Annotated in this window: 24 protein-coding genes and 2 tRNA genes; 15 read left to right on the top strand and 11 right to left on the bottom strand. The window is 43.0% G+C overall.

Annotated elements, in window-relative coordinates; all coding sequences use genetic code 11:
- Window positions 1–93 precede the first annotated feature (93 nt).
- The gene (locus CYLST_RS28195) at window positions 94–2,013 is read right to left on the bottom strand and encodes a GTPase family protein (RefSeq protein ID WP_015211144.1); all 1,920 of its coding nucleotides are present in this window, start codon (window positions 2,011–2,013) and stop codon (window positions 94–96) included.
- Window positions 2,014–2,186: 173 nt separating this feature from the next.
- Between CYLST_RS28195 and CYLST_RS28190 the strand changes: the two genes are divergently transcribed.
- The 5 genes from CYLST_RS28190 (at window position 2,187) to CYLST_RS28170 (ending at window position 7,333) form a co-directional block, all read left to right on the top strand.
- Window positions 2,187–3,485 (top strand): AAA family ATPase, encoded by a 1,299-nt coding sequence (locus CYLST_RS28190; RefSeq protein WP_015211143.1) that lies wholly within the window; start codon window positions 2,187–2,189, stop codon window positions 3,483–3,485.
- A gap of 2 nt (window positions 3,486–3,487) precedes the next feature.
- The gene (locus CYLST_RS28185; RefSeq protein ID WP_015211142.1) at window positions 3,488–4,120 is read left to right on the top strand and encodes an RloB family protein; all 633 of its coding nucleotides are present in this window, start codon (window positions 3,488–3,490) and stop codon (window positions 4,118–4,120) included.
- Window positions 4,121–4,195: 75 nt separating this feature from the next.
- Window positions 4,196–5,176, top strand: coding sequence for an aldo/keto reductase (locus CYLST_RS28180; RefSeq protein WP_015211141.1), 981 nt, complete (start codon window positions 4,196–4,198; stop codon window positions 5,174–5,176).
- A gap of 408 nt (window positions 5,177–5,584) precedes the next feature.
- Window positions 5,585–5,833 carry a DUF433 domain-containing protein gene (locus CYLST_RS28175; RefSeq protein WP_015211140.1) on the top strand — a complete coding sequence of 83 codons (249 nt, stop codon included), beginning with the start codon at window positions 5,585–5,587 and terminating at the stop codon, window positions 5,831–5,833.
- Between the two features lie 267 nt (window positions 5,834–6,100).
- On the top strand, window positions 6,101–7,333 hold the full coding sequence (locus CYLST_RS28170) for a DUF4336 domain-containing protein (RefSeq protein ID WP_015211139.1): 1,233 nt from the start codon (window positions 6,101–6,103) through the stop codon (window positions 7,331–7,333).
- Window positions 7,334–7,365: 32 nt separating this feature from the next.
- Here CYLST_RS28170 and CYLST_RS28165 read toward each other — a convergent pair whose 3' ends face one another.
- Complete coding sequence (locus CYLST_RS28165; protein WP_015211138.1) at window positions 7,366–8,124, bottom strand: DUF2743 domain-containing protein; 759 nt, start codon at window positions 8,122–8,124, stop codon at window positions 7,366–7,368.
- A gap of 96 nt (window positions 8,125–8,220) precedes the next feature.
- Here CYLST_RS28165 and CYLST_RS28160 point away from each other — a divergent pair, with 96 nt between their 5' ends.
- Genes CYLST_RS28160 through CYLST_RS28150 form a run of 3 tightly spaced genes read left to right on the top strand, consistent with a single transcriptional unit; the run spans window position 8,221 to window position 9,033 of the window.
- Complete coding sequence (locus CYLST_RS28160; protein ID WP_015211137.1) at window positions 8,221–8,517, top strand: BrnT family toxin; 297 nt, start codon at window positions 8,221–8,223, stop codon at window positions 8,515–8,517.
- A complete protein-coding gene (locus CYLST_RS28155) occupies window positions 8,507–8,791 on the top strand; it encodes a hypothetical protein (protein ID WP_015211136.1) in 285 nt (94 codons plus the stop codon). Before CYLST_RS28160 ends, CYLST_RS28155 begins: the two co-directional genes overlap by 11 nt.
- A gap of 44 nt (window positions 8,792–8,835) precedes the next feature.
- Window positions 8,836–9,033: a ribbon-helix-helix domain-containing protein gene (locus CYLST_RS28150; RefSeq protein ID WP_015211135.1), complete on the top strand. Its 198-nt coding sequence runs from the start codon at window positions 8,836–8,838 to the stop codon at window positions 9,031–9,033.
- Between the two features lie 43 nt (window positions 9,034–9,076).
- On the opposite strand, the gene CYLST_RS28145 is transcribed toward CYLST_RS28150, so the two are convergent.
- The 3 genes from CYLST_RS28145 to radC all read right to left on the bottom strand — a co-directional run bounded on the left by CYLST_RS28145 (window position 9,077) and on the right by radC (window position 11,339).
- Window positions 9,077–10,408: a GTPase family protein gene (locus CYLST_RS28145; RefSeq protein ID WP_015211134.1), complete on the bottom strand. Its 1,332-nt coding sequence runs from the start codon at window positions 10,406–10,408 to the stop codon at window positions 9,077–9,079.
- Window positions 10,409–10,477: 69 nt separating this feature from the next.
- Window positions 10,478–10,549 (bottom strand) — tRNA-Val (locus CYLST_RS28140).
- Between the two features lie 58 nt (window positions 10,550–10,607).
- Entirely contained in the window at window positions 10,608–11,339 is a 732-nt protein-coding gene (gene radC / locus CYLST_RS28135; protein WP_015211133.1) for a RadC family protein, read from the bottom strand.
- Between the two features lie 177 nt (window positions 11,340–11,516).
- Here radC and CYLST_RS28130 point away from each other — a divergent pair, with 177 nt between their 5' ends.
- Both CYLST_RS28130 and CYLST_RS28125 read left to right on the top strand, forming a co-directional pair.
- Window positions 11,517–11,708, top strand: a complete 192-nt coding sequence (locus CYLST_RS28130) for a type II toxin-antitoxin system HicB family antitoxin (RefSeq protein WP_015211132.1) — start codon at window positions 11,517–11,519, stop codon at window positions 11,706–11,708.
- A gap of 19 nt (window positions 11,709–11,727) precedes the next feature.
- Window positions 11,728–11,976 carry a hypothetical protein gene (locus CYLST_RS28125; protein ID WP_015211131.1) on the top strand — a complete coding sequence of 83 codons (249 nt, stop codon included), beginning with the start codon at window positions 11,728–11,730 and terminating at the stop codon, window positions 11,974–11,976.
- Window positions 11,977–12,011: 35 nt separating this feature from the next.
- Here CYLST_RS28125 and CYLST_RS28120 read toward each other — a convergent pair whose 3' ends face one another.
- Window positions 12,012–12,950, bottom strand: coding sequence for a phosphoribulokinase (locus tag CYLST_RS28120; protein ID WP_015211130.1), 939 nt, complete (start codon window positions 12,948–12,950; stop codon window positions 12,012–12,014).
- A 639-nt stretch (window positions 12,951–13,589) separates the two neighbouring features.
- Between CYLST_RS28120 and CYLST_RS28115 the strand changes: the two genes are divergently transcribed.
- Window positions 13,590–14,261: a class I SAM-dependent methyltransferase gene (locus tag CYLST_RS28115; RefSeq protein WP_015211128.1), complete on the top strand. Its 672-nt coding sequence runs from the start codon at window positions 13,590–13,592 to the stop codon at window positions 14,259–14,261.
- 30 nt (window positions 14,262–14,291) lie between these two features.
- Here the strand turns inward: CYLST_RS28115 and trhO are convergent, their stop codons facing one another.
- Window positions 14,292–15,194: an oxygen-dependent tRNA uridine(34) hydroxylase TrhO gene (gene trhO / locus CYLST_RS28110; protein WP_015211127.1), complete on the bottom strand. Its 903-nt coding sequence runs from the start codon at window positions 15,192–15,194 to the stop codon at window positions 14,292–14,294.
- Between the two features lie 89 nt (window positions 15,195–15,283).
- Between trhO and CYLST_RS28105 the strand changes: the two genes are divergently transcribed.
- Window positions 15,284–15,356 (top strand) — tRNA-Ala (locus CYLST_RS28105).
- Here CYLST_RS28105 and CYLST_RS28100 read toward each other — a convergent pair.
- The gene (locus CYLST_RS28100; protein ID WP_015211126.1) at window positions 15,357–15,998 is read right to left on the bottom strand and encodes a DUF938 domain-containing protein; all 642 of its coding nucleotides are present in this window, start codon (window positions 15,996–15,998) and stop codon (window positions 15,357–15,359) included.
- Between the two features lie 326 nt (window positions 15,999–16,324).
- Between CYLST_RS28100 and CYLST_RS28095 the strand changes: the two genes are divergently transcribed.
- On the top strand, window positions 16,325–17,761 hold the full coding sequence (locus CYLST_RS28095) for a lysophospholipid acyltransferase family protein (RefSeq protein ID WP_015211125.1): 1,437 nt from the start codon (window positions 16,325–16,327) through the stop codon (window positions 17,759–17,761).
- A gap of 941 nt (window positions 17,762–18,702) precedes the next feature.
- On the opposite strand, the gene petA is transcribed toward CYLST_RS28095, so the two are convergent.
- Both petA and petC read right to left on the bottom strand, forming a co-directional pair.
- Complete coding sequence (gene petA, locus CYLST_RS28090; protein ID WP_015211124.1) at window positions 18,703–19,704, bottom strand: cytochrome f; 1,002 nt, start codon at window positions 19,702–19,704, stop codon at window positions 18,703–18,705.
- Between the two features lie 110 nt (window positions 19,705–19,814).
- Window positions 19,815–20,354 (bottom strand): cytochrome b6-f complex iron-sulfur subunit, encoded by a 540-nt coding sequence (gene petC / locus CYLST_RS28085; protein WP_015211123.1) that lies wholly within the window; start codon window positions 20,352–20,354, stop codon window positions 19,815–19,817.
- A gap of 332 nt (window positions 20,355–20,686) precedes the next feature.
- On the opposite strand from petC, the gene CYLST_RS28080 reads away from it, so the two are divergent.
- Window positions 20,687–20,995: a DUF3067 family protein gene (locus CYLST_RS28080; RefSeq protein WP_041233974.1), complete on the top strand. Its 309-nt coding sequence runs from the start codon at window positions 20,687–20,689 to the stop codon at window positions 20,993–20,995.
- A 136-nt stretch (window positions 20,996–21,131) separates the two neighbouring features.
- Here the strand turns inward: CYLST_RS28080 and tatC are convergent, their stop codons facing one another.
- Window positions 21,132–21,926 carry a twin-arginine translocase subunit TatC gene (gene tatC, locus CYLST_RS28075; RefSeq protein ID WP_015211121.1) on the bottom strand — a complete coding sequence of 265 codons (795 nt, stop codon included), beginning with the start codon at window positions 21,924–21,926 and terminating at the stop codon, window positions 21,132–21,134.
- Between the two features lie 414 nt (window positions 21,927–22,340).
- Between tatC and CYLST_RS28070 the strand changes: the two genes are divergently transcribed.
- Complete coding sequence (locus CYLST_RS28070) at window positions 22,341–22,568, top strand: hypothetical protein (protein ID WP_015211120.1); 228 nt, start codon at window positions 22,341–22,343, stop codon at window positions 22,566–22,568.
- Window positions 22,569–22,659 lie beyond the last annotated feature (91 nt).

Raw genomic sequence — 22,659 nt, 5'->3', positions numbered from 1 at the left:
GAAGAACTATGGCTATTTTTCATGGAATCAAGTACAGCGAAACAGACCTAAATCCCAGTCCCAGAAATACTTCTCTAGATGTGTAGGTTTGACTCAAGCCTGCTGGAGATAGTAATCAAATCGCTCCCGGAGTTGCTCAACTGTCAGATTCTGAGTCCAGTATTCCACCAAGGCGTGACCAAATGCCCAAGCGTTGCGGTCAGGTGAGGCGGAGTTTTCTAGTAACAACGGCCAGAGGGATAGTAGGTCAAAGTTGAGCGGGTTAAAAGTGCCTGTATTCAAAAGTGGAAACAGTTCATAAGCCATCTGGAGCTTGCCAATGACGATAGGCAACTGTTCGACAGGAATTTTTTCTGCTAGCAGATAGGCAAGGGTGGGTGATCCGGTTGATAGGGTGGAAATGAAATGGAGGACGGGACTTTTGAGTAGTGCAGCTAGTCCTTGGGTGGTTGCCATTTGGAAGGTGTAATGGTCAATGATTTTGGCGGCGGTGATGGTTCGGGTTTCTAGGTTACGCAAAAAGCGGGTGAGACGCAGTTGCTTGGCTGGGGCGATCGCATCGACTAGTCCCCAAGATAATGCTTCTACTCCCCAAGCGCTACGATCTGTGTTGATATCAGCGGTGACGATGGGTAAAACCAGATGAGAATATTCACTCAGCCGCTGGGTGCGATACTCTGTAGCTTCCCGGATGGCAATTTCTTTTGGGCGATCGCCTTTTTGCCAATCATAGTTTGCTTCCCACTCACGCAGAGGACGCAGGCGATCGACTTGAGTGACAACGGTAATTACGGGTAAGTCTGCAACTTCTGCTTTGATATCTTGCAGAAAGTCCACATCCATTTGCAAGGCAGGATCGAGGGCTGGAGTAACTAACAGTAGTAAATCGGCGTTGCTGGCATAGTCCAGTACTAAGTCTCGCAGATTCCCACGGTTTACTTGTTCGTAGCCTGGTGTATCCCATAGAGTCAGGGTTTCTCTGCTTTGGGTCTGCCAGTGGTAACTTTGAATCTGGTCGGTACTGGGCAATACATCGACGGTTGCTAAGTCTGCCTGAAATAACGTGTTAATCAGGCTACTTTTTCCGGAACCTGTGCGCCCTGCCAATAGTATATTTACGGGTTTTTGCTCAACGACTGCGGTGGGTTCTGCTTGGGCGAGGATTTCTCGCAGGGTTTGGGTTTTTGCTTTGGGTAGGGTTGGTGTGGCTGTGGGGGATGCGATCATCGCTTTTGGGGTTCTACCGCTGTAAAGTGCGATCGCCTGCCGACATAAATTCCGCAGGGCAGCTTCTCGCAGCAACTGGCTTAAATTCATCAGTAATTCTTGAGTTGCTTGGTTGCTGTAACCCTTGCTGGCTTGCTTTGCCACTGCTGCTACTGGATTTAAAAGCCACTGCGCCCAATTCCAAGCTTGCCAGAATTTGCGAGCGGATGGCTCTAACCGGCGGTAGACTTCATAACCTTGGTATGCTTGCCCAACTGTGACTTGATTGAGGACAGGTGATAATTTTTGGATCCACTGATCTAGGTCATCTACTGTTCCCCGAATCAAACCGTAAGCTTGGGGAACGTAAATGTTGAGTAGGGGATATTTAACTTCAGGATAGTAAATTTTGGCGATCGCGATCACTACATCTTGGCACCTTGTCCAAAAGGTTTGCCAGTCTTCCCAAATGGGGCGATCGCTTAGGGAGGCTTTCAAAATCTCTTGTAGTGCAGTCTCAGCTTGGCTTGTGGCGTCTTTTCCTGCTGATGGCGCTGTAGTATCTTCTGCGGCTGATTCCAGTTCTTGGCGAACTTCTGCTAATACAGTCTCTATCTGGTTTACCGCCGGTTTAGTCCATTTTACCAGTAGCGATCGCCAACCCACAAAAATGAGAGTGAATACAGCCCAAATCCAACTAATCCCCCAAGTGTGGATTTGCAAACCTGCGGATATAAGTAAGAAAATGACGATTGTAGCGATCGGTGTTGCTAATACAACCCATTGCCATATTTTTAAACGTACCATTACCCCATACCTGTTTTAGTTAAAGTTCTCATATTGCTATTGTCGATTAATGAGTACTAGACTGCGAACTGCGGGATAATATGACAAGTTATGGTGAAAGTAGAAAATTTTTCAGCTTTACGATAGCATTTACGTGAAGAAATCACAAAAACCTGCCTCATGTGTGCTGAAATATGCTTGTAGACTTCACTGTTGAAAACTACCGCTCAATTAAAGAACCTGTAACCCTCAGTGCAGTTGCTCAAAAACAAAGTACTCGCAAGACAAGCGAAAGCAGCAAACGCAAAGGGGTAAAATCAGATCATGAAATTGCATCTGGATACCATATTGAAGGTTGGGATATTGATATTTTGCCTGTTCTAGCAATTTTTGGAGCTAACGCATCAGGTAAAAGCAATGTTATCCAAGCTCTCGATTATTTATTGCTGATGATGGAGCGTGGTATACAGGAAGCTGTAAACATCCAGAGAATCTTTAAATCTGCAAAACTAGATCCTTTTAAGTTAGATAGTATCTCTGTTCAACAACCTACAAGATTTGAATTAAGAACTATATTTGATAATGCTATTTACACCTATTCTCTAGAAATTTATCAAAATTATGTAATTTCAGAAAACTTGGATTATGCTTTAAACACAACTAAGCGAACCCGTTGTTTATTTCGTCGTCAATGGGACGAAAGTAGCGAAAAATTTATATGGAAAACTGGAGTTGATTTTGCTGGACCGCATAATCAACTCCAGCAGAGCATCAAAAAAAATGAGTTATTTATTAGTACATTGGTAAAACTGGAAGTTGATAAAATTACATCTTTTATAGAATGGATACAGGAACGCTGTAAGGGACTACACTTAGGAAATGAAGAATTTGATTTGTTTGAAATAATTCCGATTCAAAATATTGACAATGACCTATTCAATGAGTTTATTAATGAGGTATTTAAAATTGTCAGAAAATTTGATACAGGGATTTCTAGAATTGACGTAAAAAAGAAATCAGAAGAAGAATTTGAGTATAATATATATGCTGTACATAATACCCATGAAGGTAATGAAATACAATGGCTTTTAGATGAAGAATCCCTTGGAACTCAACGCATATTTAATCTAGCAGTTCGGATAGTACGAGTTCTGGACTCAGGGGAATTAACGATTGTAGATGAATTAGGCACAAATATTCATCCAAATATCGTAAGAGCCATTATTAAAATGTTTCAGAATCCTAAAACAAATCCAGAAAATGCTCAACTAATTTTAACCAGTCATGACAATACACTACAAAGAAATAACTTATTACGACGTGACCAAATATGGTTTACTCAAAAACGCCCTGATCACAGCACAGAATTATATCCTTTAACTGATTTTCATGTGCGAAACGATTTAGCAATTGATAAAGCTTATTTAGATGGACGCTTTGGAGCAGTTCCGTTTTTACCATCTGATGAGGAAATGATTTTACAGGGTGATTAGCAGTGTCAAGACCGTTAAATCGTCGTCAACCTAGCAAAAAGATTGGTCAGAAAATAATAATTGCTTGTGAAGGAAGTAAAACAGAACCAATTTATTTCAACAGCATTCGCAATGAATTACGTTCACCGACTTTAGAAATTATCGTATTACGTCATCAAGGCAAAACTGACCCAGGTAACATTATTGAAAGACTCATCGAAGAACGACAGCAGATGAAAGATGAGAAGAGATGGAGTAATAAAGATGTTGCTTGGGCTGTGTTTGACGGAGATGAACATATAGAAAAAAGTCGAGCAATTTGGGATAATGCAATTAATAGAGCTAAAAGCCAAAATATCCAGCTAGCAATTACAAACCCCTGTTTTGAACTTTGGTATTTAATTCACTTTCAAGAGCATTTAGGACAAATTAACCGTGACAAGTTAGCTAAATTACTAGAAAAGCATATACCCGACTACGATAAATCAATGTGTCTTTATCCAAAACCTTTGAAATCGTTGACAAAACGCGCAATTCAATATGCTGATAAAATTGCCAAGCAGATAGAACGTAATGAATTAGATGCACATTCTAACCCCTGCTGTAGCGGCTTGCCTAACCTAATTAGTAGTTTGTTAAATTTAGAGAATATTTAGAAAAATTGTATAATGTGATTTTAGCTAAACTGCTAATATACAAACTTTCTATATAGAAATCCATAGCAGGTGAATATGCAGATGAACCAAAAACTCACCCTCCCCAGCATGGGTTGTGGAACTTGGGCATGGGGTAACCAACTGCTCTGGGGATACAATGAAGGCATGGATGACCAGTTGCAAGCCGTCTTTAACTTGTGTGTAAGCAACGGTGTCACCTTATTTGATACTGGTGACTCCTACGGGACTGGAAGATTAAACGGACGGAGTGAGCAACTTTTGGGACGATTTTTTGGGGAATATCAGGGTTTAGGTAAAGATAATATTTGCATTGCTACCAAGCTAGCTGCTTACCCTTGGAGATGGACGAGACAAGCGATGGTGTCCGCTTGCAAGGCTTCTGCTCAACGTTTGGGCAAAAATGTCGATTTAGTGCAGATGCACTGGTCTACAGCCAATTACGCACCTTGGCAAGAGTCAGGACTGTTAGATGGTTTAGCGGATCTTTATGAACAAGGGTTAGTTAAGGGGGTGGGATTATCTAATTACGGGCCAAAACGGCTGCAATATGTGCAGAAAAAGTTTGCTGAGAGAGGTGTACCAATTACTTCTTTGCAAGTTCAATACTCTTTGCTGTCTACCTATCCTGTCACCGAATTAGGGTTAAAAGATGTTTGCGATGATTTGGGAATTAAACTGATAGCTTACAGTCCGCTTGCTTTGGGTTTGTTGACAGGCAAGTTTTCGGAAAAAGGCACTTTTCCTAAAGGTATTCGGGGCTTATTGTGTCGGCAGTTATTACCAGGAATGAAACCGCTTTTAGGCTGTTTGCGTGAGGTGGCAAATTTCCGAAATAAAACTATGTCTCAGGTGGCAATTAATTGGTGTATTTGTAAAGGTACAATTCCTATTCCTGGAGCAAAGAGTTTAAAGCAAGCAGAAGATAATATTGGTGCTTTGGGTTGGTTGTTGAGTGATGGTGAGGTTGCAGATTTAGATCAAGCTGCTGCAAGTGTGGATAAGAAGATGGTGCAAAATATTTTTCAGACCAAGTAAATTCATTGTGTAAATACAATTACTTTTTATTATAGGGCATAGTGAATTCCCTAGAAAAGAATGTATAATTTTGGAAAGATAAAGTAATTTATTAATCAGTCTGAAGCTGGATAGACAATTTTATTTATGAACCAATTGTCTTGAAATAAAAAAATCTTGGGATGAGCTTTGTAAAATGGCTTTGAGTGATGAGATGATTTATAACTGGTTCCTCAACATCTCCAATAAATAGGGCGTCGAAATTATTTGTAAAATGGGTAGAGCGTAAGCGTTACCCACTAAGTTAATGAAAATGTTGGGTTTCGTTCCTCAACCCAACCTACATCTATCAGCAGAATCAAAGCCACAATATTATAAACTGTTCATGAAAATTAAAATTTGAGAGAATAGTAATATCCCTTCTATATAATGAGCATGAAACTAGACCGGATTACCAGCAATCCTGCTCGGATGAATGGACAGCCGTGTATAGGGAATCTGCGGCTTACAGTTCGTCGGGTAATAGAGTTACTAGCAATCTATCCTGAACGTGAAGAATTGCGTCAAGAATTTCCTGAACTGGAAGACGAAGATATCCAGCAAGCCCTAATTTATGCTTCTACTTATTTAGACGATCGCATTATAGAACTATCCCCAAGTTATGAAACTGTTGCCTGACAAGGGATTACCGCTGTCTGCGGCTGCTTTGCTAAAAATTTTCTTAGATGTCATTATTATTTGGTAATAATTAAGAGACGAAGTGATTACAGCTTTTTTCAGGTAAATGAACCACACAGCGAAAATTAAAACCCTGTAGAGACGTTGCATGCAACGTCTCTACACTGTGGTCTAAATAAATGATTTCTGCTGTAATTTGCTAAACTCCAACTTCTGGAGAGCAATTAACCACATTTTGAGCATCGGGAATGCAGAGGGGACTATAGCGTGGCTGATGGTGAAGGTGCAGTCAACATTGAAGAAATTCATCCCAAAGACTTTTTATGGCCGTTCTGGCCTGTTGTGCCAATTTACCCCTATGGCAGACGCCGGACAATCCGTAAAGAAGTAATTAAGGATAGTATCTGGACTTTTGACCAGTTGCAGGGCATTTTTTACGTTGTCGTGCCGATTCGCATGACTGTAGTTAAGCTGGAAAAAGGTGGTTTGCTGGTTTATGCACCGGTAGCACCAACAGCCGAATGTATCCGACTGGTAAATGAGTTGGTGGCAGAACATGGGGATGTTAAATATATCATTCTGCCAACTATTTCTGGTATAGAGCACAAAGTTTTTGTTGGCCCTTTTGCTAGATGCTTTCCCACTGCACAGGTGTTTGTTGCACCTCATCAGTGGAGTTTCCCGTTAAATCTGCCTTTGAGTTGGTTGGGTTTACCTGGTAAACGAACTCAGATATTGCCAGAAGATAGTCATCAAGCGCCTTTTGCTGAGGATTTTGATTATGCGCTGTTGGGGCCGATTGAACTTGGCCCTGGTCGATTTGCAGAGGTGGCTTTTTTCCATAGGCGATCGCATACTCTACTTCTAACAGATACCATAATTGCGGTTCCAGAAGATCCCCCGGCGATCGCCCAATTCGACCCCTACCCCTTGCTGTTCCATGCCAAGGATCAAGCCTCTGACAGCGTTGCAGACAATCAGGCAAACCGCCGTAAGGGATGGCAGCGGATAACTCTATTTGCTTTGTATTTCCAGCCCAGTGTGTTGAAAATACCGGGGTTTGGTGAGGTGTTTGGCGATGCTTGGAAAGCGCCAGAACGCTCACGGCAGGCTTATTTCGGGTTATTTCCTTTTAAATGGGAAGGGGACTGGATGCGATCGTTTGCTGCTTTGCGAGGAGATGGGCGTTTATTTGTTGCCCCAATTTTACAAACTTTAATCCTCAATCGCGCACCAAGGGAAACTATAAATTGGGCTGATAAAGTTGCGAGTTGGGATTTTAAATGGATTATTCCCTGTCATTTTGATGCCCCAATTAAAGCAGAACCTCGGCAGTTTCGCCAAGCATTTTCTTTCTTAGAAAAGCAGCCGGCTTTTACTGCGGGTTTATTTAGTAGTAATAGTTATCCTTTACCGGAGGATGATTTTAAAACATTGAGAGATATTGATGCCGGTTTAAATAAGTTTGGTATTGTCCCGCCAGCGAGAGAGAAGGTTTAGGAATAATCGCTATAAGTTTGTTAAAATTTCGCTCATTTCTCAGATTTTGTTTGCAACTGTTTTATTTTATTCAACAAAAATTTCTTTGTAGCTTTTTGTTGACGTGCTAATTGTGTCACTATTTGTTCATAAGTCCATCCTGGAGAAATAAATGTTATTCCTTCTTTAGTCAAATTCCGTTTTAACAAGTATTCTCCCTGAACAGGCAAGATAAGACAGACAAGATCGTTCAACTCAAATTCTAGATCCTTATTTATACGCCATTCTCGCTCCCATGAAAAATCATGTTTTTCATCCATAGAATTTATAAACGGTAACAACCGCCATAAATTACCAACAAACTCTCCATTTTTCTGGGCAACTTTAAATAATTCTTTTACTGCGTCACGTAACCATAAATTATTATTATAACTATTAATATAAATTGCTGGCTGCCCACCTGATTTGATAATAAAGTCTTTAGTGAAAACAAAGCCGTAAGATTCAAGTTTAATTTGTCTACCTGGAATTTCTTTTATTAGAAGGTGTAATTGGTTCAATGGTACTTCAGTAAAGCAAGCCACATTGAATTTTTCTTTTTCTTGATCTGATAAATCATCTAGCTGCTGATTGAATAAACAATGTGGTCGAGTAGCAAGGATTGTTCTAGATTCCAAAATTGCTTGAAAATTTTTCTTCGCTGTATTACCACCATCTGGAAATGTTTTTTGGTCATTTCTAGTGAGGTGAACAATAAATTGCGATATATCTTCGCGTCCGTCTGTTGCAAGTGATTTAGCTGTATTTTCCATGACAAGACAGACGAGATTAAAATTTTAAGAAATGTGATAACATAAAAATAACATAACGTATTGACACTGTAAATACAGTAGTCTATCCTTTAAGTTATGGATGTCTACTTTGTTTTGAATGGTATCACCTTCGTCTGGAACGATGAAAAAGCTCGAAATAATCCTAGCAACCACAATGGAATAACATTTCAACAAGCAGCAGAAGCCTTTTTTGATCCATTTCTCAAAGTAGTAGATGCTAGTCGCAATGATGAAGCAAGAGATGCCATCATTGGTTTAGATACACGTTGGAATCTTTTATTTGTTGTTCACATCGAATTTCAAGATGATCTAATCCGAATCATTTCCGCCCGAAAAGCTACACGCAAGGAGCGAGAATACTATGAAAGTTGAAACATTGAAACAACGCTTAGACAAAAATCGTCCCATGACTACCGTTACTCTGCGGATGCCAGAAGACGTGATAGAAGACTTGAAGCGAATTGCACCAATACTTGGGTTCTCTGGTTATCAGCCATTAATTCGTGCATATATTGGACAGGGACTCCGGGTAGATTTAGAAAAGGTAGAAAATAATACAATTAATGCTTTAATTGCTAGTTTAAAACGGCATGGTGTGAGTGATGATGTAATTCATGAAGCGTTAAATGAAGTTGTTAATGGTTGAGTTTTCCACATTTATTCGTATTATCTATACAACAAGGAATTTCTGTGGCTGCTATCACTATCAATATTCCAGATGATCAATTGCAAAAACTTCAAGCAATGGCACAAGAGAGCGGAGTTTCTCCTGAAGATTTACTACGCGCTACCATAGAAAATTGGCTCAATCATTCCAACAGCGATTTTGTACAAGCAGCTAGTTATGTACTCAATAAAAATGCTGAATTGTACCGTCGTTTAGCATGATACGTTTTGCTGTTTCTTCAGTTGAAAAACCCAATAACTACCCCTAACGCTTCATCCCCTTAAAACGTTCTTTCGCTTCTGCAAATGCTTCTTGCATCACCGCCTGAATCTTCTGCGGATCTGGTTTTTTCCCACCCATTAAATCACCAAAGTAGACACAGGCACCTTCACCTAAAGACCAAGTGTAAGCAGCTGCCCAGGATGCGGCAATTACACTACCGAAACCAGGGATGAATTTGATTAACTCCCTTGCAACAGCTTGGGCGAGAAAACCACCTGCGATCGCACTCACAATACCCCCAGCTTGAGATGGTGTCAACGTTTGCCCATATAATTGCCCCAACAAACCCACCATCGAAACTTGCAAAGCAGTCAGCACAGGCATTGTAGCGAAAGGTAGAGGCACTGCCGCCAGAGTTGCTGCCATAATCGCAAAAGGCAAAATGTAACGCCTTCCAGCATCCCGGTAGAGATTGCCCAGTTGCTCACCCGCTTGCTGATCTAACAACTGATAAATTGTCTTAGCTTCCGCCTCTGGGAGGAGTTCTGCTAAGTTATCTCGCAACGCTTCCAAGCCGTAAAATACTGGGTTGTAGCCATCTTCTTCTAGGGTAAAGTCGATCATAACAGTGCGATCGCATATTCCAGCAAAAGCTAGCTGCATCGCTTCAAAAGCCCGATTCACTTCCTCATAATTTGGGGGATAATCAGGATGATCGGCAGTTCTCGGCGGATAAGCCTCATGCAAGCAAGTTACCACCAGTAAACAGGGAATCTCTGGAAATTTTTGGCGCAACTGTTGAGCAATTTGTCGCAGCGTCTCAGTTGCGAAATCGTTAATTTTGACAGTCAGAATCAAGACTCTAGCGCGGCGAGTTTCCTTTTGCAAATCGCCAACCAACTCCTGAATAATTGCTTCAGTATTTTGGTTAACATCACCCAATCCCACCGTATCAGTAAAAATCAGTAACGGCAAATCATTAGAAGGATAAGCGTAACGTTCTGTATTTTGGGTATGAGGGCGAAAACCTTGTCCGACAATCTCCGCAGAAACCCCCGTCAGCCCCCGGACAATGGAACTTTTACCAGCTTGGGGTTTACCAATCAGCAAGGCTTCTGTAGTTGGTAATTGGGCGCGAACAGTCTCTAAAATTTCGGCAACTTGTGCTTCACTGACACTAAACCACTGCACCACCGTTTGGGCTACTTGGTCTACAGGTAAAAGTTGCGTTAAACTGGCTGTAGCTTTATTCCAAATACCAGCAATCCGATTTTTCCAAGACTCATCAACCGACTCAGTTGTAACAACGTCAGTCGGTGTACTCAATTGGGGAGAATCGGCTGAAGGTAAATCAGCGTTACGTTGCTCAGTCATGGGCATCAAAACCGCGGATAGATTTTAACTACATCCTATCTTTCCTTCATTTTAGCTGTTTATTACCTATGGGCGATACTGGATTTGAACCAGTGGCCTCTCCCGTGTGAAGGGAACGCGCTACCCCTGTGCTAATCGCCCGCAAACAATCATATTAGCATAGACAGATATGAATTACAAACAAGAATCGCCATCTTCCTCAATCTCCTTGAGGGCAATCATTCCACAAGGTTGTAATTTCGCGCAAACTCTGGTGAGTGCCATTACCTAAGATTAAATGATCTAACAGTGGAATACCTAAAAGCTGCGCCCCTGATAACAATTGACGGGTTAATTCTATATCTGCATCGCTAGGTTCCAAGTTGCCTGAGGGGTGGTTGTGTGCGACTATTACCCTTGTTGCGCCCTGGCGAATGATTTCGCGGAAAATGTCACGGGGAGAGGCTAGGGTTTCGGTGGCGGTGCCAATGGTGATCACTTTTGTGCCCAGCAGGCGATTTTTCACATCTAACAGCAGTACTGCAAACCGTTCTTGGTTTTGCCACATTAAATCTTGGCTGAGTGCAGCAGCGGCAACAACTGGGCTATCAATTGCTGTACCATCTGAGGGACGGGAGAGAAAGGCGCGTTTACCCAATTCAATCGCGGCTAAGATGGTTGTCGCTTTTGCTGGGCCAATACCGGGAATTAGCATTAACTCGGCTGGGGTAACTTCCCGCATTACTGCTAAGGGGTCGCGTTGGTGTTTGCCTAATTCTTGCAATATATATTGTCCCAAACCTACGGCGGAGAGTTTTCCGGGTCCTTGACCGGTGCCTAGAAGAATGGCGATTAATTCTGCTGTGGCTAAAATCTTTGGGCCGTGGGTGATTAATCGCTCACGCGGACGTTCATTTTCTGGTATGTCGGCAATTCTGAGGCAATAAGTCATAGCAAAACGCAGAGATTAGACGCCATAGTGGGGGCTATCTTTATTTATCCCTTGTTTACTCTACAAATTATGCCTATTTGGCAAAATATTTCATGTTTTTTGCCTTTGATGAAAGTTATCGCATTTGCAATGGTGAGGTTTTGGATAAAATGATGAACGTTAAGCTTAACAAAACCCATGAAAATTAAAGCCATTATTCATCCAGCAGAAGAGGGAGGCTACTGGGCAGAAGTTCCTGCACTCCCCGGTTGTATTACTGAAGGGGACACGATGGAGGAAGTGCTGGCTAATCTGAAGGATGCAATTGAGGGCTGGCTTAACGTGTCCAACATTCAGTATTATCCCGCCATTATGCTATCTAATAAATAACTAAGTTAGGCTACGCCACATGAGTAACAGCCCTCTCATCCCTTGTTTTGTTCCCAGCCTGTCCTCGATTTTGCACCGTCATGAGTTGGAAAAAGGCTCACCCTTGACTGAAGATGAGGTTAATTCTATTCGCGATCGCTCCGTTGTGGTTATGCTTCCAAGTGATAGTGTATTAGCTATGGAGCAGAACCGTGGCTACCAAGATGTTGACCCAGAAAATTGTTGGCACGAGTGGCAGTTTTTACGACAGCAACTCGCAGCAACATAAGAAGGATTAAGAGTAGAAACCAGCCACTAAATTGCTTACTGGTAAATTTGCGTAGCTTTGAGCATATGGTAGGTAATAATTAACTGAGTTAGAGCGAGGGGGTAACTTTGCAATGTTTCTCCGGTTGTACCAGCAATTTTGCCGAGTTCGGGGTTACTTTCGCGATCGCAGATATTCCGCAAATAAGGCATATCGGAACACATAATATGCTCTAACTTATTCACCTGTTCCAAGGTGGCATGACCATCTACTTCTAAAACATCTACCGGTTTACTCATATCCCTGTCTAGTCCGAGGCGAATTGCTGACTGATCATTATCGCTGGTAGAGTTGATAATCTCGGTAAAATCTGGGTGGGGAATTGAGGGACGAAGTACCAACCGCACATTTAGATGTCCATTGCTTTCGTCTTCTGCTTCGTTGGGGGGATAGAAACTCACGACTATATCCGACCATTGTCGCTGGGGACGGATATACATATCTGAATCTGGTTCGCGTTTTTCTAATTCTGCCATCACCTGTTCTGGGGTGTAGCCGCGCTTTTGTGTATCCCGCTTAACTTTCCACTTGGCCCGGAGTGGTTCAGGTGGTGCTAGGTAAACTTTGACATCGTAAGAATCGCGGGCGGCACGGGTAGAATAACCGAGTAACCCCTCAATAATCACGAATTTACTCGGCTTAATGTATTGCGGTGGCTCGAATGTCCCGGTTTTGTGGCTGTAAACTGGTTTGAGTATTGGCTGTCCCGTGCGTAGCAGCGAGAGATGTTGCTGCATGATATCTAGATGGTTACAATCGGGATGAAGGGCGGTGATGCCAATTTCTGCACGTTGTTGGCGATCGTAACGGTGGTAGTCGTCTGTACAGATGAGGGTGACGTTTTCCGGCCCAAGTACCTGAGCAATCCCCCTAGTCAGCGTTGTTTTTCCAGCGGCGCTGTCACCGACGATACCTAGAATTATTGGACGGCTCATCATACCCCCTCTGACAAGAGCAAGTTTATTGCTGTAGTTTTCACACAATAGCTTTAATTTTATTCGGGAAGTAGGTAAGTAATTCAAAGAAAGACGTTGGATGCAACATCTCTACACATACAACGTCTCTACGCTCGTTTATTCCAAAATTACAAACTGCATTGGTTCTAGATCCAACTGTATAAATAATGCTGTATTTCCAGCATCTGGGTGTCTTTGGATGGTAACGCTTCCCTCTTTACCGGAAAAAAATTTCATTGTGTCGCCACTATTGTGAATGGAACTGTCTACAATTACAAAATCACTCCGTCGCTCAGTGGTAGAGGGGTAGAGGGATTGTAGGCAATCAAAATCTCGTGATCATCCAACATTCGAGAAAACGCTAGGGTGCAATCCCTACCCCTAGGTAAACCAAAGTCCCGGCTATTGCCAGAGACTCAGCAATTGAAGTTGGATCAGTCATGAATACCTCACCTATTTGTAAAATTAGCTCTACTAGGCTAGTTTTATGACTGCACCCAATACAGCTAGAACTGAAGCATTGGCTGAAAAATTGATATTGGTAATCCGATTCTTGTGGAAAAGAGCCAATTTTTCCTACAACCTGAGAGAGATTAAGATCGTCAAGAGAAACAATTTATGTCAAAAAAAACACTCGGACTAGAACAAAATGTTTATGATTATTTGCTCTCAGTGTCTTTGCGAGAACCGGAAATCCTCACCCAACTGCGGCAGGAAACCGCCCAACATCCGAGGAGTATGATGCAAATTTCTCCTGAACAAGGGCAGTTTATGGCGTTGCTGGTGCAATTGTTGGGAGCAAAGAAGACTTTAGAAGTTGGGGTATTTACGGGTTACAGTTCTCTGGTGGTGGCATTAGCTTTACCGCCAGAGGGTAAGGTGGTAGCTTGTGATATTAGTGAAGAGTTTACAGCGATCGCTAAACGCTATTGGCAACAAGCTGGGGTGGCGGATAAAATTGACCTGCACATCGCCCCGGCGATAGAGACTTTGGATCGGTTACTGGCAAATGGTGAGGCTAAAACCTTTGATTTTGCGTTTATTGATGCTGATAAAAGCGGCTATGACGACTATTATGAGCGATCGCTAAAATTAGTGCGTCCAGGAGGACTAATTGCGATCGATAATGTCCTCTGGTCAGGCAAGGTAGCAGATCCCCAAGTCCAAGATAATCAAACTAACAAAATTCGCGCCTTGAATCAAAAACTACATCAAGACCAGCGGGTGAGTCTCAGTTTGGTGCCAATTGCCGATGGTCTGACTTTGTTGCGGAAGATTGAGGAGTTTTAACGCAGAAGGTCGCTGAGAAAAGACCAGGAATCATTTTTCTCGCTGGATTTTTAATTGCTGCTGTCGCCATTTTTCTTGTTGACGCGCTCTTTTTTCTTCAGTGAGGCTATCAAAGCAGTAGTGGCAAGAAATACCTTCTTCGTACTGTGGTAAAGTTTTATCGTCTTCAGAAATTGGGCGTCCGCAACTCAGGCACAAGTCGTAATTTCCTGCTTCTAAACCGTGACGGACAGCAACTCGCTCATCAAAAACAAAGCATTCACCTTCCCACAAACTTTCTTCTGGGGGGACTTCTTCTAAGTACTTGAGAATGCCGCCTTTGAGGTGATAAACTTCGGTAAAGCCTTGGGAAAGCATAAAGGATGAGGCTTTCTCACAGCGAATACCGCCTGTACAAAACAGGGCAACTTTTTTGTTTTTGGTCGGGTCTAGTTCCTGGCGTACATATTCGGGAAACTCCCGAAATGAAGCTGTTTGGGGATTTTGCGCTTTTTGGAAAGTGCCGATATTCACCTCATAATCGTTGCGGGTGTCTATCACAGTCACTTCAGGATCGGCAATCAAGTCATTCCATTCCTGGGGGTTGACATAAGTGCCAACTTGCTGATTTGGGTCAACTTCGGGCAATCCCAAAGTGACAATTTCTGACTTTAACCGCACCTTCATCCGCTCAAAGGGCGGTGTCTCGGCGACAGATTCTTTGGCTTCTATGTCTGCTAGCCTGGGGTCGGCACGTAAAAATGACAAAACAGCTTCAACTGCCCGACGAGAACCCGCAATGGTGCCGTTAATGCCTTCTGGTGCTAATAAAATTGTCCCCCTAGCACCTTGGTCTATGCAGTAAGATAATAGGCGATCGCGTTTCTCGGCAAAATCCGGCAGACTGACAAATTTATATAGTGTTGCCACAATTTGAGTATTTTCTGACTTCATCCCTTTCGCAAAATCACAATCCTAAGTTAATATAACAACAGCAGCTATTATCACCTGCCTTTTTGAATTTTGAATTTTGAATTGTTTAAGGGGGTTTAGCTCAGTTGGTAGAGCGCCTGCTTTGCAAGCAGGATGTCAGCGGTTCGAGTCCGCTAATCTCCATCACAAATTTTCAGCACGTTGAAATATAACTGAAAGATTATTTGCTGGCATTTCGTAAGTTTCTTTTAATCTGAGGTTTTGTGCTTTAGCCGCTGCCACAACATCCTCTAAGTTCCGCACACCCCAATTTGGGTTTTGTGCCTGTAATGACTCGTCAAAAGCTGCATTACTCGGTGCAGTATGTTCTCCCCATTCTTTAAACGGGCCATATAAATAGAGGATACCACTTGGCGGCAGAATACGACCAGCACCCGCCATTAGTCCCAGACAAGCTGACCAAGGCGAAATGTGAATCATATTAATATTGACAATGGCGACAATTGGCGAGTCAGGTAATGGCTCTTTCTCCACAGGCCAAACTGGCGTGCTAGCATCAAGCTCAAGGGGTGGATAAAGGTTATCAGAGGGAAACTGTTCCGCCCAGGCGGTGATACTAGCCCTTAATTCCGGATTTGGGTCAGAAGGCAGCCATTTGCGAGGTGCCAAGTGCGGGGCAAAAAATACGGCGTGTTCGCCAGTTCCACTTGCAACTTCCAAAATAGTGCCAGTTGCGGGTAGTACTTGTAATAGTACCTCTAGGATAGGTTCACGATTTCGCTGTGTTGCTGGTGCATTATGTCGCGCGTCTGCTGGTGAGTTCATCTTCTCGGCTTTGCTTGAATACATAGAAAGAAAACCGTTCGTAGTCAGGACTTCAGTCCTTAAAACACAGAGGGATAAATCCCTCACTACGAACAAAATGTCATTTTACATTTAATTGTCTCCTGCAAATGTAGAGACGTTGCATGCAACGTCTCTACACCCCCTGAGAGTGTCGGGAAGGGGTTGGGGGGTTAGGTAGGGTTGTATTCCACCAAAGTGAAAACTGCGATAAAAGCGATCGCACAGTTTTAAAAATGGCAGAATTAATGGGATGATCCCCTTGCAGTCGGGTTCGCCCTGTTTCGCCACAACATCTGGAGAGTAACTTGCCAAAATCGATTCATTCCACGCAACCACCACTAAAATTTATTCCTCAGCGTTTTAACCCACTTATACTTAAAACTCTCCATTGGTTGCTGCCATTTTTCCTCCGGTTTCGCACTCGTCCTTGGCTGCCGGCGGGTATTATCCAGATAGAAGCTAAGAATGCCGAAGTATTAGCCGAACTCTACCAAAAATTCCAATCTGGGAAAATTCGCTTTTTGATAGCATTTCGTCACCCAGAGGTAGAAGACCCTTTATCGATGATGTATCTGCTTTCGCGCATTGTGCCACGGGTAGCGCGACAAAAAAATATTCCCCTGGAATATCCGCTGCACAGCTACTTCCTTTATGATCGAGGAATGACCTTATGGGCTGGTAATTGGCTAGGTTGGTTGTTTTCTCGCGCTGGGGGTATACCAATTCGCCGTGGGAAACGCATAGACCGGCAAGCTATCCAAACAGCGCGGGAATTGTTCGCTAATGGCAAAATGGCGATCGCCGTTGCACCCGAAGGCGGTACAAATGGACATAGTGGTATAGTTAGCCCCTTAGAACCAGGTGTAGCCCAGTTAGGGTTTTGGTGTGTAGAAGACTTACAAAAAGCTAACCGTTCCGAAGAAGTTTTTATTATACCCGTCGCCATCCAATATCGCTATCCTCAACCACCTTGGCAAAAACTAGATTGGTTATTGAGTAAATTAGAAGCTGATAGCGGTTTACCAGCCCAAGAAATCAATAAATCTGCCGACCAAAACCGCGAAGAAATTCTTTATCAACGCCTCTGTCGCTTGGCTGAACATCTAATTTCTGAGATGGAAGAATTTTATCGTCGCTTCTACCATCAAGACATCCCAGAAACTATTTCCACTGAAGAATCAGCCAGTCCCAACGAGATATTGATTGCCCGACTACACCGCTTAATGGATAAAGCTTTACACGTCGCCGAAGAATATTTTGGAATTCAGTCACAAGGTAATTATATTGACCGTTGTCGTCGCTTAGAAGAAACCGGCTGGAGTTATATTTACCGCGAAGATTTGCCAGATATGCAAACTTTATCACCCCTCAAACGCGGACTTGCAGATTGGATAGCTGAAGAAGCAGATTTGCGAATGCAGCACATGAGATTAGCAGAAAGTTTTGTGGCAGTTACGGCTACTTATATTAAAGAACAGCCGACAGCAGAAAGATTTGCGGAAACACTTTTACTTATCTTCGATGTGCTTTCTCGCATTAAAGATTCAACTCTTCCAGGACGTCCCCGCTTAGGTTGGAAAGCATCACAAATCACCATCGGTGAGCCAATTTCTGTTACTGAACGCTGGCAAAAATCTCAAGGTGACAGACAGACAACTAGGCAAGGTATGAGCAATTTAACGCAAGAATTGCAAACCGCCTTAGAAAAGTTAATTAGTCCAGATTCCACCCAAAACCTCTAAATCTCCCGAAAAACCTCACCCTGTCCTACCGGACATCCCTCTCCTTGCGAAGGAGAGGGACGGTTTTGCGTAGCAGAACCAGGGTGAGGTTTTAGAGGGCTTTTCAGTAATCGGATAACTTGTGTGTACACCTTAACCCTAAATTTCCCGAAGAACCTCACCCTGTCCTAACGGACATCCCTCTCCTTCGTAAGGAGAGGGAAAGGTTTTTCCATCCCCGTTAGGGGAACTGGTTATGTAAAGGCAACCCAAAATGTAGTCGCCTCCCAGGGGTTAGTGAAGAAGTTTCCATCCCCGTTAGGGGAAGTGGTTATGTAAAGAAGAGAGAAATTTAGAAACGATCCTCTTTCGTATTTGTTTCCATCCCCGTTAGGGGAACTGGTTATGTAAAGTTTGGTGCGAGTTCGGGTGCACTGGGAAATACCACTGCAAGTTTCCATCCCCGTTAGGGGAAGTGGTTATGTAAAGAGTTCACCTTTGGAACGCTTGCTAGGAGCGGGTTTCAGACCCCTAAATCGACGTATCTCTTAAAAAGAGCAAAAGATTTTCAAAAATATCCCAATTTGGCAGCCTGAAAGCCTTACAGTACAAGGCATCGACGCATCTCAACTTTCATTATGCGGTTTTCAAGGTTCGGACGAGATGCGTCGATTAATTCCAACTCAACGTATAAAATAGTAACACGTGTTACTATTTTTGTCAATTTTACTTACACAAGTTGTAGGTTGGGTTGAGGGACGAAACCCAACATCATGGTTGAAATTGTTGGGTTTCGCTTCGCTCTACCCAACCTACGAAAATAGTGAAATAAAAAAAAGACAGGCAAGATGCCTGTCCTACAAGTTAATTATTTAGAATCTTGCAACGTTTGGTCTCAGATATGAAATAAAAAAAAGACAGGCAAGATGCCTGTCCTACGAGTTAATTATTTAGCAGAGAATTTAGAAATTCATTTCGGCTGCTTGGACTTTTTCGATTTGTTTCTTCTTCAGCACTAACATGACTTGCGCTAACATCACGAGTGAGATGAATGCAACCAACCATTTGACTCTGTTCGCGTCTTGGAGGACGATTTCTGCATCATCTTGACCGAAACCACCGACGTTGGGGTTGTTGGTCAAAGCATCACCAGATGTAACTGCTTGGCCTTCAGAAACAATCAGGTCTGGGCCTGCGGGAACTGTATCAGTGACAATATCACCAGTTGCGGTTTTGGTGCTAACTACAAATTTGACGTTACCGTCTTCATCTTCTTCTTTGGCAATTTTGCTAATTGTGCCAGTGGCGGAAGCGTTGTAAATGTTGTTGTTGCTCTTTTCACCGGTGGGGTAAACTTGTCCACGTCCCCGGTTACCGCCTGCGTGTACTGAATATTTACCAAAATTGATATTTTTGTCAGTTGCGGGGTTGGGAGAAAGAACAGGGAAGACGATTTCCTGGTATTGTTCGCCTGGTAGGGGGCCAATGATGACGATGTTTTCTTTCTCTTCACTGTAGGGTTGATAGAATAGACCCTCGATTTCTTCTTTCATCTCCTCAGGAATGCGTTCTTCAGGAGCAATTTTGAAACCTTCGGGTAACATCAACACAGCGCCGACGTTTAAGCCAACTTTAGAACCATCGGCTCCCACTTGCTGCGCGCTGGTGTCGTAGGGAATTTTCACCACAGCTTTAAATACGGTGTCAGGTAGCACCGATTGGGGAATTTCCACTTCTGTGGGTTTGGCTGCTAGGTGACAGTTGGCGCAAACAATTCGCCCAGTTGCTTCGCGGGGGGTTTCGGGATAGGCTGCTTGTGCCCAAAATGGATAGGCTGCGGCAGATTGGGGAAGGGCGAGATCGCTGGTGAAGAAAAACGTCACGGTAGCGATCGCTATTAGCAATGTTTTTACCATTGCTCTAGCACTGCGAGTAATCCTCGCCGTTAAGAAAGCATTTCTCATCTCAATTTAGTCATTAGTCATTGGTTATTAGTCATTAGTCATTGGTCATTAGTCATTGGTCAGGATTTTATCTGAGACTTGGGACTAATAACTCAACAAGGAAGCACTGCTTAAGACCACCAAGGTGCTTCGTCGGTGCGGAAGTCGGTTTCTGTCCAAGGGGTCAAGACGATTTTGTCTTCGTTTACGTTGGCATGGGATAAAGCCAAAGACAGCGGTGCTGGTCCGCGCACAACCTTACCAGTTGCATCGTATTGGGAACCGTGACAAGGGCATTTAAACTTGTTTTCGGCTACATTCCAGGGAACAACACAACCTAGGTGGGTGCAGATGGCGTTAATGCCGTAATCAGCGATCGCTTCTTTGCTTTCGACCACAATATAGGTGGGGTCGCCTTTGAGTCCTTGAACTAAAGTGCGATCGCCTACGTTACGGCTTTCTAGAAATTTACTGACGCTAACTTCGTTGCCCAATTCGTCTTTTGCCGTCACCCCGCCACCAGCACCACCGCTAGCAGGTGGAATAAAGTAATTAACAACGGGATACAATGCACCTAGTGCCACCCCTGTGACAGTCCCAAAAGTGAGCAGATTCATGAATTGACGACGCCCCATATCGGGCACGTCCACGGATTCAGAAAATTGAGCCATAATCTACGCGCTCTTTGTGTATTTTGATAAGCATTAGTGACCAGAGTACCAGTACTTGAGCAACTCTCGTCTGAGTCGAAATGCTAACGCTCACAACGATGCCATACTTCTTTGTTGCAAGATATATTTAGCATCTTTTCTGTTAGCATTACATTTCTTTATATCCCTATCATACTGGAGTTACGGAACTTAATATCATAACTAAATGTAAAATCTAATTGAGAAAAGCCATGACCCCAAATTGGGATAGTCCATATTGTTTCAAATCGATGGAACAGCCCAATCATGAGTCTTCCCAATCGAAAATCTATGAGCCAAAATCCAAAATTGGTATGACAGGACAGGAATTACGCCAAATGTTGATTGACAAGTGGGGCTACTCTTACGATGTCCAGTTTCGGCGGACACAGGGGAAGATATTTCTGCAAGTGATGTGGAAATACCTTGAGCAAGCGTCTTTTCCCTTAAGCGAGGCAGAGTACCAAGAACATCTCGATGGGATTGCTAATTATCTTTCTGCCTTGGGTGGGACAACACAAGTGCAAAAATTCATTACCCAAACACGCGATCGCCCTCGACTCGGTAAAGCTGTTAGCATTCCTCTAGAGTTGGGTGAACGCGCTTCAGAATGGATGTTATGACCTGTTATCGCCCCTATCTGATAAATTTACAGAGCGTAAAAATAGTCCAAAACAAGGCAATAATCAGTTATTTGTTTCATTTACTTGTAAATTGACATTTTGAATGCGTGAATTTTCAATTAGAGCCACCTGATCGTCATTTACCTATGAGCTTAACTAAACCAACACCACCAAAGTAAAGACCTAAAACTGCTCCTGCTAAGAGACTTTGGGTTAGAGGATCAGTAGACGGTGTCAGCACAGCACCCAAAATCACTGCGCCCATAATTACGAAACGCCAACCAGCCACCATTTTTTGTGAAGAGACAATTCCTAAATTACCGAGCAACAATTGGATAATCGGAATTTGAAAAGCTAACCCAGTGCTGAACAACAGCAACAGCACAAATTCAAAATATTTATCAATCGACCACAATTGCTCCACTACATCCGCGCCGTAGCTGATAAAGAATTTTAAAGCGGCGGGGATAAGTAGCAAGTAAGCAAATACTAACCCCCCCAGAAATAGCACACTCGACCCCAAAACTACAGGCGCTAACAAACGGCGTTCGCGGATAGTCAGTCCTGGCAGCACAAACTGGATAATTTGGTAAAGAATAAACGGACTAGCAAGCACCAAGCCGCTATAACCTGCGACTTTGAAGGAGACAAAGAAATATTCTCCGGGAGCTAGTTGGAGAAATTTAACGCCTTGAGCCGGGACTTGCAGTAATTGCACTAGGGGCTTGACGGCGAGAAAACAGCCGATAATGCTGACTGCTACGGCAATTAGAGAATAAAAAATCCGGTAGCGCAATTCTTCAAGGTGGTCGAAAAGCGACATTTCCACCTCATCGGGTAAGTCATCAAGCGGATCAACTTCTGAGTTGCCGTATCCTTCTAGGTCAATATCGGGAGAATTAATAGTATCTATGTCTGGTGAAGGCGTCATAAGTCAAAGCGCTGCACGCGGTACTGATGATTGGGAATTGGGGATTGGGGACTGAGGATTGGGGATTGGGAAAAACTCTTACCAATTACCAATTACCAATTACCAATTACCCAGTCTCCGTTAACTATTTTATCTGGCGAAGCCGCTACCAAAAGAGGTTTTTGGCTGCTGTGAGATTTTTGTCCGGTTCTTTGGGGTTGCGTCTGCATAAGTGAGTAGGAAGCCATCTTGTAGGCAATGCCTACCTTAAAAAAAGGTTAGAATCGGAAATTTAATTGATAAATCAAGTCTCTATGGTCAGCAATATTTAGTAAATTGCCACAATATCAGCATACAATGCTCAGTTTTTAAACTCCGGTTCATCAAGATGGTGTCTCCTATAACGCAATCGGAACTCTTGAACTGAGGTTTTGTATGAATAGGACAATTTGCGCGGGATTAATGGCCTTGCCAGTTTATCTGTACAATTCCAGTGCCGGCTTTGCTAGTAGTGGCGTGCCATTCTTTCAGCAGATGTTTCCCATCACAGTTGTTCAGAGGGTCTTCAGCACAAATACTCAGTTACACCTAGTACCGTGGGCAATAGCTGCTAGAGATGACCAACCAGAAGATTGCCTGCGTTTAGGAATTTGTAAGGATTGATCGGGAATTACTTGCAGTTGGATGTTAACAGCACTTGCTTTGACGGCGAATTTATATTTAAATAACACTAATTTTATCTACATAAATTAAC

Origin of the sequence: Cylindrospermum stagnale PCC 7417 (assembly GCF_000317535.1) — a bacterium.
In the GTDB taxonomy this organism is placed as follows: Bacteria; Cyanobacteriota; Cyanobacteriia; order Cyanobacteriales; family Nostocaceae; genus Cylindrospermum; species Cylindrospermum stagnale.
This window is presented reverse-complemented; position numbering and strand designations above follow the sequence as displayed.